Consider the following 9,623-nt stretch of genomic DNA (forward strand, 5'->3'; position numbering starts at 1 on the left):
AAATAAATTAGAAATTCAACTATCATCATCTTTTAAAATTTTCTTTTTTTATATTTTTTCCCGAATAATCTAAATGGAATCATCCAAATTACTTATTCAAAGGAGATTTATGAAAAAATATCAGAAGCTGTTTTTATTATCCGGAGCAGTTCTTGGGCTATTTGCCAGTCATTCCACGGCTCAAGCTGTTGCATCGACTGAAGCTGGAAACAAAGTCCTAGGCCCCACTGATCGCGCCAGCAATGTGACCGTCAATGTCACTGGAGATACGGCGCAGATTCATTACGCCCGCTCCAAGGCTCAGGTTCCCTATACCATTTCCCACGCAGTCTGGTCCGACGAAAATGGGCAGGATGATTTGAAATGGTACACTACGCCTCAGACATCCAGCACAGCCATTGACCTTCGGCAGCACGCTGGCTATGGCACCTTCCATGTTCATACTTACATTAATATCAACGGGAAAATGATTGGCTTGAATGGTACGACCTTTACTGTTAATAAACCTGCGGTTAAGGTCTCTACTAATATTGTCGGACAAACTGGCCAAATTCACTTTAAGCGTAACAAAGACCAGATAAACTCTCGCATTTTACATGCGGTCTGGTCTGATGAAAATGGACAAGATGACTTAAAATGGTATAATGCCGGACAAGATATCACCGAATTTACACTTTCTAATCACAAAGGTTATGGAAAATATTTCGTAGATACTTATGAAAATAAAAATGGCAAAATGATTTACCAATCGGGCACCACTTTCCAACTTGAAAAACCTAATCCGACCATTCAGACAAGCTTCCCTGAACCTGGCATTATGGAAATACTTATCAAAAATCTTCCTGACACCATGTACAAAGTTACAGTGCCAACTTGGTCTGAAAACAAAGGTCAGGATGATTTGCAATGGTACGAGGCAAGTAAAAATTCTGATGGCAGTTACAGAGTAAGAGTAGAACTGAAGAAACACAATTACGATACAGGAACCTACCATATCCATCTCTACGGTGAAAGCTATGTCAAGCCTGAATTTACAGGATTAGCAGGAACAACTGCTACGATAGATGTCGGAAAGCTGCCTTCCCCAGAAGAGCAAAAACCGCTTTTCTCTGTTGAAAATATCAATCAGGAAGAGGGAACCTACACTGTAAAAGTCACTGAAACTGCCGCATCCAAGGCGATTCAATCCGTCCGCGTCCCTATTTGGAGTACCCAGAATCAAAGCAATATCAAGTGGTATGACGCAAGCAACAATGGAGATGGGACTTTTACTGCACAATTCAATATCCGCAACCACCAAGCCTTATCTGGAAGCTACACCAATCATATCTACGTTAAGTACAAAGATGGAAGCGAGCATAGCTATGCGACAGACAGCGTCACCCTCTCTGCTGAAAATATCAAAGCTAAGGTTTCTGTCAATAAAATTTCTACCTACAATTACGAAGTGACAGTTTCCGATGCTTTCGGACCAGGAACCATTTCTCTACCAACTTGGTCAGAGGTCAACGGACAAGATGACATCAAATGGTACACTGCTAACAAAGTGGGCAATGGCTTGTATAAATTTACCATCAATACACAACAGCATGCTGGAAACGGACTCTTCCATACACATGTTTACCGTAATCTCAATGGACAGATGACTGGACTTACAGGCACCAGCTATCAGGTTGATAAACCAACCACGCCTGAGCCAACCCTCTACACACCTGATTATGCAGGAGCATCCTCTTATCCTCATGGTCAATGTACTTGGGGAGCAAAAGTACTGGCTCCTTGGGCTGGTCCTTACTGGGGCAACGGTGGTCAATGGGCAGCTAGCGCACGCGCAGCTGGTTTCCGAACAGGAAGCACCCCACAAGTCGGAGCCATCATCTGCTGGACCGATGGCGGCTATGGGCATGTTGGTGTTGTCACCCACGTCGAATCCAACACCCGCATCCAAATCAAAGAATCCAACTATGCAGGCAAACAGTACATTGGCAACTTCCGCGGCTGGTTCAATCCCTACGCCGCTGGTCAAGGAGCTGTCAGCTATATTTATCCAAAATAAATTTACTAAAAAAACCTTGGTTTTATCAACCAAGGTTTTTCATCTGTTCAAATCGGAGCCAATTTCTTACTTCGCTAGTTTCTTTTCCAAATAGGCAACAATATCTGCGACATTTTCAAAACGATCAACATCCTCATCTGAAATTTCAATCGCAAACTCATCCTCTAATGTCAGGATGAATTCCATTAAGTCAACAGAATCAGCGCCTAAATCATCTTTTAAGCCCAAAGTTGGCTGGACAACAAAGTCCTTTCCTTGACGTTCTTGGATAATTTCTGTTACTTTTTGAAAAATTTGTTCTTGATTCATTCTGTATCCACCTCTTTTGAAAATTCCACCACAGATTTTCCGACAACATCTGTCTCCAGCATGGTTCGGATCTGACGAATGGTGCTATATACGGCCTTAGCATCACTTGAACCGTGTGTCTTGACCACTGGCGCCTTAAGACCAAAGAGAACGGCCCCACCAGCACTGGAATAATCTAGACTCTTGCGCATTTCCTGTAGGCTGTCTTTGAGCAACAAAGCTCCTAGCTTATCCTTGAGGCCGCCGCCTAGCACAGCCTTTTTGAGCTGACCTAGAATACTAATGGCCGTTCCTTCGATAGATTTGAGCACAGCATTGCCCGTAAAACCATCCACTACGACAACATCTGCCACTCCATCCATAAGATCACGCGCCTCCACATTGCCGATGAAGTTCAGCTTGTCATCCTCCGACAACAGTGCATAGGTTTCCTTGCGCAGAGGATCTCCCTTGCTGGCCTCAGTGCCATTATTAAGCAAACCAACCCGTGGCCGCTTAATGCCACGAACATTTTCCGCATAAAAAGAACCTAGGATAGCATATTGATGCAGATGGTGAGGGGTATTTTCAGCATTTGCCCCCAGATCCAGCATATCAAAACCTCGACCATCCACAGTCGGTAAAGTGGATAAAAGACCCGGTCGGTCAATATTTTTGATCCGTCCTACGATAAAGAAGCCTGCCGCTAAAAGCGCTCCCGTATTACCAGCAGACAGAACCGCATCTGCTTCTCCATCCTTGACTGCCTTGGCTGCCAAAACCATGCTAGCCTGCTTCTTCTTGCGAATAGCCTTGGTCGGCTCATCATCCGAGTCAATCTTTTCATCCGTATGAACGATGCTGACGCGCTCTGTCGCTGTCAATAGAGGTTTAATCTTGGCCTCATCCCCATAGAGAACAAGCTCAATATCCGAGAAGTCTCTCAGAGCCTGATTGGCACCTTCGACTAAAGCCTGAGGGGCATTGTCTCCGCCCATGGCATCAATAGCTATTTTTTTCATGCTGTTCTTCCTCATGTTTGTCTTGTAAAATACTACCCCAGTCGCCCAGAGAGTCGATAAATTTCTTTGATTTGAGATGAATGCCCACGTATTCATCATAAAGGTGATCTATAAAGTCCCTGATCTGTCGCTTGATTTCCAGTTTGAGCGAAATCGTCTCCAGCTCACTAAACCGAACCGCCTGAAACTGATTGAGCAAAAAAGGAATATTGGGATTAAGATGACTGCGATGAGCATCTTTGTGATAATGCTCTGGGCAGAGTACCCCGCCATATTGAAAGGAAAAATCAAAAGGCAGACCTGTCCGATGACAAAAAACACAGTCATGGAAATTCAGCGAAACGCCAAAGCGAGATAAAATCTGAATTTCAAAAATATTTGTCAAAACCTCATAATCCAGCCCTTGATTCATCAAGTCCAGTGTCTTTTGCAAAAAAGCAAAGAGGGCTGGATCTGGCTGATTGTCCTGAATACTAGCATCTGCTAGAGCCGCCACATAGCTGGCATAAGCCATGACAAAGAGATCACCCTTGATTTGCCCGTAGCTTTCCACAGCTTGGTAATCTTCGATATAACTGAGTCCATCGTCATTGATTTTCATCAAGAGTTCTGCTGCCGTCAGAGGCTGGATGACTGGTGCCAGCTTAGACTTTCCAGCATGTTTCACGAAAAACATTCGCTTGCCAGCCTGTTCCGTAAAGATCTTGACCAGCTTATCATCTTCCCGGAAATTCCGATTATAGAGAATCAAACTCTTGCTCGTTAACGGTCTAAGCATGGGCTTCCATGTACTCCTTGAGCCGTTTTAGAGCTTCCTTGATGGTTTCCATACTAGCTGCATAAGACAGACGGATATAGCCCTCTCCGTACTGGCCGAAGGCCGCCCCTGGGATAAAGGCCACAGCCTTCTTCTCAGCAAAATCCTGCAAAAAGGCAAAAGAATCTTGGTTGTAGCCTGCTGGAATCTTGGCAAAAATATAGAAAGCACCGTCTGGCTTGATAATCTGATAACCCAGCTCCGTCATCTGTTCGATAATGTAATCCCGCCGCTGGATGTATTCTTCTTTCATCGGTTGAGCATCGTCCTTACCAGCTGTCAAAGCCTCAATAGCTGCATATTGAGCCATGGTATTGGCTGCTGTCACCAGATACTGATGGCTCTTGATCAATTGAGCCGTAAAAGCAGCAGGAGCAAAGATAAAACCTAGTCGCCAGCCCGTCATAGCATGAGACTTGGATAAGCCATTGATGACGATGGTCTGCTCAGGCAAATATTCTGCTAGAGAAACGTGCCCCTGCTCCGTATAAGTCAATTCAGAATAAACCTCATCGCAAACGACAAAAACTTCATACTTGCTCAATACAGCTGCCAAAGCCTCCATCTGCGCCCTCGAATAAGTCACACCAGTCGGATTGGCCGGATAGTTGAGAATAACTGCCTTGAGCTTGTCACCTTGCGCCAAGATAGCCTGCTCCAGCATTTCAGGAGTCAAAACGAAGTCGTTTTCTGTCGTATCAATCTTGATAATCTCCGCCCCAACCAAATTCACAATCGGCTCATAGCCTGGATAAGCCGGCGCTGGCAGCAAGACCTTGTCTCCCTCTTCCAGAATAGCCGTCAGAGTCGCAGACAGGGCCTCAGTTGCCCCAATAGTGACTAAGACTTCATCTTCTGGACGATAGTTCAGATTGTACTTCTCCTTGACAAAGTCAGCCGCAGCCTGCCGCAGCTCCAAAAGCCCACTCATTCCTGTATAGTGGCTCTGATTGGCATCAATGGCTGCCTTGGCCGCCTCCTTGATATGATCCGGTGTCGGAAAGTCTGGCTCCCCCAAGGTCAGCCGCAGAACACCTGGAATCGTAGAAATAGACTGGTCAAACTGACGAATCAGAGACACTTCAATTTTATCTAAATTCTTATTAAACTTCTTAGTCAAACCCATAGCCGCCTCCGATAATCTAATAGAACTATTATACTATAAATGCAGTACTACAGCAAAATTTTATTACAAATAGGAATAAGAAAGAGATTTAGCAAGTTGCTAAATCTCTAATACTCCACAATCCTTATATATTATGTCTTTCAAAAAGGGGCGAAAGCGGACGTTTTTCATGGATCCGAACGATGGCCTCTGCCAAGAGATGAGCGATAGAAATCTGCTCAATCTTATCAATTAATTTGTCCTCTGAAAGGTAGATGGTATCTAAAACCACTAGCTTTTTAATAGCGGATTTCTGGATATTTTCCATAGCTGGTCCTGACAAGACTGGGTGAGTACAGCTCGCATAGACTTCCACAGCACCGGACTCTGCCAAAGCGTCTGCCGCATGACAAATAGTCCCCGCCGTATCAATCATATCATCTATCAGAATACAGGTTTTACCTTCTACCTTACCAATGATATTCATGACTTCACTGGTATTCATCTTGTCAACGCTGCGACGTTTGTCGATAATCGCAATCGAAGTCTTGAGAAATTCCGCCAACTTACGAGCGCGACTGACACCACCGTGGTCCGGGCTGACAACCACATAGTCGCTGCCAACCATGCCCCGTCGCTCAAAATAATCAGCAATCAAAGGCGCTCCCATCAAATGGTCGACAGGAATGTCAAAGAAACCTTGAATCTGAGCAGCATGTAAATCAATGGTCAATAGGCGATCTACCCCAGCAATCTCCATTAGATTAGCCACTAATTTAGATGTAATCGGCTCACGAGCACGAGCTTTTCGGTCCTGTCTAGCATAGCCATAGTAAGGCATTACTACGTTGATAGACTCCGCACTAGCCCGCTTCAAGGCATCTACCATGATCAAAATCTCCATTAGATTGTCATTGACAGGTGAGCTAGTCGACTGCAAGATAAAAACGTGCTTACCACGGATCGATTCTTCGATGTTTACTTGAATTTCCCCGTCAGAAAATTGACGAACCGTTGATTTCCCAAGCGGCATCCCAATCTCCTTTGCAACACGCTGCGCTAATTCTTGATTAGAAGAAAGAGCAAAGAGCTTTAAATCAGAAAAAGACATGATTCCCTCCAGATTCTAAATCGTCTTTTATTGTAACCAATTGCATTTGTCCTACCTACCATTGTAACGCTTTTCCAGCAATTTTTCAATAAAAAATAAAAGGGAGAACGAAAAGTCGTTCTCCTTCATATCTCATTAGTTCGGATAGATGTATGTTACGTATCCTTGTGCATTTGTTGGGTCAAACCATCCACGGTAATTACCAATTGATTGGTTACCAGCATAATTTGCTTCTGATACTTGAATATTGTTAGCAGATTGAACTGCTGTTACAACTGCAACGTGTCCGTAGCCACCGTCGTTCCAACATGCGATTGCTCCAACTTGTGGTTGTGATCCTGTACGGAAGCCTGCTGCTGCTGCACTAGCTGCCCATTGGCCACCATTACCCCAGTAGTCGCCAGCCCATGGTGCCAAAGTCTTAGCACCCCAAGTACATTGACCTACAGGATAAGTTGATGCTGAAAGGCTATAAGATGGAGTTGCAACAACTGCTGATGGTTGAGCTGCTCCTGATGTAGCAACTGCTGCTTCTGCTGCAGGAGTTCCACCTGTATTATTTACAGCCTGAACTTGTGCTGCGAAGCTTGTATTTCCTGAAGCAAGGATCGCTTGTTGTTGCGCTTGTTGCTGGTTCTTATATGCTGTTTCTGCCGCTGCTGCCTCAGCTGCCGCTTTTTCAGCTGCTGCTTTTTGCTCTAAGAGACTATTTTTCTCATTTTCAGCAGTTGCTTTTTCAGCTGCAAGGTTCAGTTGAGCAACCTTGAGTTCAGCCTGCTTAGTTGTCAACGTTTGAGCATCGTCTGCAAGTTTTTGTTGGTTTGCAATGACTGTATTGATAGCTTCATTGTTAGCAACTTGTTTTTCAGCAATTTCTTCTTTATCTTCTTTTTGTTGTTCCAGCATTTTGTTGTTAGCTGAAACGATTTCGCTCATCGCTGCTACACGAGAGATAGCTTCAGTGATCGAAGCAGAGTTGATGATTGTGTTGATATAGCTTGTTGCTGTACCACTGGTTTGAGCACTACGCGCTTGGTTTGCAAGAGACTCATTACGAGCAACAATATTCTTTGATAACTCTTCAATTTCAGCAGTAAGTTTCGCAGATTCAGCATTCAATTTTTCATTTTCTGCTTGAAGCACTTCTTGTTGCTTTTGAATAGCTGAAACTTGTTTTTGAATTTCATCAACTTGTGCTTGTGCCGCTTTTTGTTGATTTGTTAAACTATCAATTTTACTATTTTGAGCTGCAATTTTATCATCTGTACTATCAGCCTTAACATTTACTAGCGCAGCACCTTGAGAAAGGATCACCGCACTCAATAAAACGGATGTAAGTAGCTTTTTCTTCATAAAAATATTAACACTCCTTCTTACTAAGACATTATATAGTATATCAAAAAAATTCTGGCTATATATTACGCATTCGTTACATTTCTATTTCTAAATCATCATAAATAGACTTTTTCAAACAAAGGCTGTAACAATAGGAAAAGAAAGGTATTAAATACTAAAGTCGGCACCAAAGCATAGATAATAAAATCAGGGAATGTAAAGCTTGCTAGGTGCAAGAATGATGCAGAAACAAAGCTGATCATTTCAAAAAAGAAAACAATCGTAATAATGGCCAAAACGCGGGTCCAACGATTTAGCAAAAATACAGAAAGAAAATGATAGATGGCAACTGTCAGTAGAGGCAAGATAAAGGTGAAAAGCCCAATCACATGTAGATAATAAACATCGTAAAAAAGGCCTAGGGTAAAGAAGAGGAAAAAAATATATTCCTTTGAAAAGTTTAAAAATAAGAAAACCGTAAAGAACAATAAAATATGACTTGCCGGATGCCACTTCTCAGCAAAAAGATCTACAAGACTTCTTGATAATTGACCATCAATGAAGAAGATCAGAAATAAAAACAAAGTTGTAAAAAAAGTTCCTCTTAAAATTTTCATACTAATCTCTCACTAACAGAACCGCTTGAATATCAGACAAATCCGCAGCAGGCTTCACCAAAACCTCCTTGTTTAATTGGTCCTTGCCAGCTGACATTGATAAAACTTGACCAACCAAGACATTCTCAGCATTATAAGAGCCGAGACCACTTGTCGTCACAGTTGCCCCTTCTTCAATTCCATCAACCGTATTTAATTGGCTGACGATAAAAGCTGACTTTTCAGTGTCAAAACCAACAATGATGCCATAGGCAAAACCAGTTTTTGTCTTAATTTTAATTGCAATAGAACTATCATTCTTTTCATTTGTCAGTAGACTAACGACACTGGAAGAATCAGAAACACTAGTAACCGCTCCGATCAAACCACCATTAGAAATAGCCAGCATAGAGGTTGTCACATCGCTAGACTGCCCCTTATCAAGAGTTAATTCATTCTTCCAAGTAGATGGAGAGCGAGAAATAACTTCTGCAGCAATCTTGACAGCACTTTGATCATTATTTCGTAATTCTAATAGGGAACGCAACTGTTCATTCTCCAATTTTAAGGCATCAGAAATATTTGCCTTCTCTTCAAGATTGTAAATTGTTCCTTTTAGGGTCTCATTTTCTTGATAGGTCTCTATTAACTGAACAACCTTTTTCTTTTCCTTAGCAAGATAATTAAAAGGAATGGCTACAACCCGATCAACACTGGACAAAAAATCACCAGTCACAGAAACAATCCATGGTGAAAAAGGGGAAAGCATCAAGCTTATCATAACAATTCCCAGTAGCAAAATAGAAATCAAAAATTTAGACATCTTTAATTTATTCATTCCAATCTCCGCAACCAATAAATCCCTATACTTATATAAATCCAGAACAAACTATAACAAGTCAACAAACCGAGTTCAAATAAACAATAAAAAACAATTCTACAAAATAAAAACGTTATAAAACAAGAAAAGGAGATAGCAAATGCTAAACTCCCTTATTTACGGAGAATGGGGGATTCGAACCCCCGCGCCAGTTACCCGACCTAACGATTTAGCAAACCGTCCTCTTCAGCCTCTTGAGTAATTCTCCAATATACTTAATGGGCACGAGTGGACTCGAACCACCGACCTCACGCTTATCAGGCGTGCGCTCTAACCACCTGAGCTACGCGCCCAAGTTATAAAAAACTTGGTATGAACTTCTGTTCAAAGCGGGTGACGAGAATCGAACTCGCGACAACAGCTTGGAAGGCTGTAGTTTTACCACTAAACTACACCCGCATCTTAGATAATGG

9 protein-coding genes and 3 tRNA genes are annotated in these 9,623 nt (G+C 42.6%); 1 reads left to right on the forward strand and 11 read right to left on the reverse strand.

Annotated features, from left to right (window positions below; genetic code table 11):
- Positions 1 to 109 precede the first annotated feature (109 nt).
- On the forward strand, positions 110 to 2,056 hold the full coding sequence (locus SCRDD08_RS10300; RefSeq protein WP_061423580.1) for a GBS Bsp-like repeat-containing protein: 1,947 nt from the start codon (positions 110 to 112) through the stop codon (positions 2,054 to 2,056).
- Between the two features lie 66 nt (positions 2,057 to 2,122).
- Here SCRDD08_RS10300 and SCRDD08_RS10305 read toward each other — a convergent pair whose 3' ends face one another.
- From SCRDD08_RS10305 to SCRDD08_RS10355, 11 genes are all read right to left on the reverse strand, one after another.
- Positions 2,123 to 2,365: an acyl carrier protein gene (locus tag SCRDD08_RS10305; protein WP_005591354.1), complete on the reverse strand. Its 243-nt coding sequence runs from the start codon at positions 2,363 to 2,365 to the stop codon at positions 2,123 to 2,125.
- Positions 2,362 to 3,366 (reverse strand): phosphate acyltransferase PlsX, encoded by a 1,005-nt coding sequence (gene plsX / locus SCRDD08_RS10310; protein WP_061423581.1) that lies wholly within the window; start codon positions 3,364 to 3,366, stop codon positions 2,362 to 2,364. Before plsX ends, SCRDD08_RS10305 begins: the two co-directional genes overlap by 4 nt.
- Complete coding sequence (gene recO / locus SCRDD08_RS10315; protein WP_061423582.1) at positions 3,347 to 4,144, reverse strand: DNA repair protein RecO; 798 nt, start codon at positions 4,142 to 4,144, stop codon at positions 3,347 to 3,349. Before recO ends, plsX begins: the two co-directional genes overlap by 20 nt.
- Positions 4,137 to 5,309 (reverse strand): pyridoxal phosphate-dependent aminotransferase, encoded by a 1,173-nt coding sequence (locus SCRDD08_RS10320; protein WP_061423583.1) that lies wholly within the window; start codon positions 5,307 to 5,309, stop codon positions 4,137 to 4,139. The genes recO and SCRDD08_RS10320 overlap by 8 nt, the downstream gene beginning before the upstream one ends.
- A gap of 124 nt (positions 5,310 to 5,433) precedes the next feature.
- A complete protein-coding gene (locus tag SCRDD08_RS10325; RefSeq protein ID WP_061423584.1) occupies positions 5,434 to 6,399 on the reverse strand; it encodes a ribose-phosphate diphosphokinase in 966 nt (321 codons plus the stop codon).
- A gap of 135 nt (positions 6,400 to 6,534) precedes the next feature.
- A complete protein-coding gene (gene pcsB, locus SCRDD08_RS10330; protein ID WP_061423585.1) occupies positions 6,535 to 7,752 on the reverse strand; it encodes a peptidoglycan hydrolase PcsB in 1,218 nt (405 codons plus the stop codon).
- A 98-nt stretch (positions 7,753 to 7,850) separates the two neighbouring features.
- A complete protein-coding gene (gene mreD, locus SCRDD08_RS10335; RefSeq protein ID WP_061423586.1) occupies positions 7,851 to 8,351 on the reverse strand; it encodes a rod shape-determining protein MreD in 501 nt (166 codons plus the stop codon).
- A 1-nt stretch (position 8,352) separates the two neighbouring features.
- Positions 8,353 to 9,168: a rod shape-determining protein MreC gene (mreC, locus tag SCRDD08_RS10340; protein WP_061423587.1), complete on the reverse strand. Its 816-nt coding sequence runs from the start codon at positions 9,166 to 9,168 to the stop codon at positions 8,353 to 8,355.
- Between the two features lie 162 nt (positions 9,169 to 9,330).
- Positions 9,331 to 9,418: transfer RNA gene (locus SCRDD08_RS10345), tRNA-Ser, on the reverse strand.
- Positions 9,419 to 9,429: 11 nt separating this feature from the next.
- Positions 9,430 to 9,503, reverse strand: a tRNA-Ile gene (locus SCRDD08_RS10350).
- A 35-nt stretch (positions 9,504 to 9,538) separates the two neighbouring features.
- A tRNA-Gly gene (locus tag SCRDD08_RS10355) sits at positions 9,539 to 9,609 on the reverse strand.
- Positions 9,610 to 9,623 lie beyond the last annotated feature (14 nt).

This window comes from Streptococcus cristatus (assembly GCF_001578775.1).
Lineage (GTDB): Bacteria > Bacillota > Bacilli > Lactobacillales > Streptococcaceae > Streptococcus > Streptococcus cristatus_A.

Coding starts and splice junctions, on each gene's coding strand:
- plsX (WP_061423581.1), bottom strand. CDS start 3,366: ATGAAAAAAATAGCTATTGATGCCATGGGCGGAGACAATGCCCCTCAG.
- recO (WP_061423582.1), bottom strand. CDS start 4,144: ATGCTTAGACCGTTAACGAGCAAGAGTTTGATTCTCTATAATCGGAAT.
- mreC (WP_061423587.1), bottom strand. CDS start 9,168: ATGAATAAATTAAAGATGTCTAAATTTTTGATTTCTATTTTGCTACTG.
- SCRDD08_RS10300 (WP_061423580.1), top strand. CDS start 110: ATGAAAAAATATCAGAAGCTGTTTTTATTATCCGGAGCAGTTCTTGGG.
- SCRDD08_RS10325 (WP_061423584.1), bottom strand. CDS start 6,399: ATGTCTTTTTCTGATTTAAAGCTCTTTGCTCTTTCTTCTAATCAAGAA.
- mreD (WP_061423586.1), bottom strand. CDS start 8,351: ATGAAAATTTTAAGAGGAACTTTTTTTACAACTTTGTTTTTATTTCTG.
- pcsB (WP_061423585.1), bottom strand. CDS start 7,752: ATGAAGAAAAAGCTACTTACATCCGTTTTATTGAGTGCGGTGATCCTT.
- SCRDD08_RS10320 (WP_061423583.1), bottom strand. CDS start 5,309: ATGGGTTTGACTAAGAAGTTTAATAAGAATTTAGATAAAATTGAAGTG.
- SCRDD08_RS10305 (WP_005591354.1), bottom strand. CDS start 2,365: ATGAATCAAGAACAAATTTTTCAAAAAGTAACAGAAATTATCCAAGAA.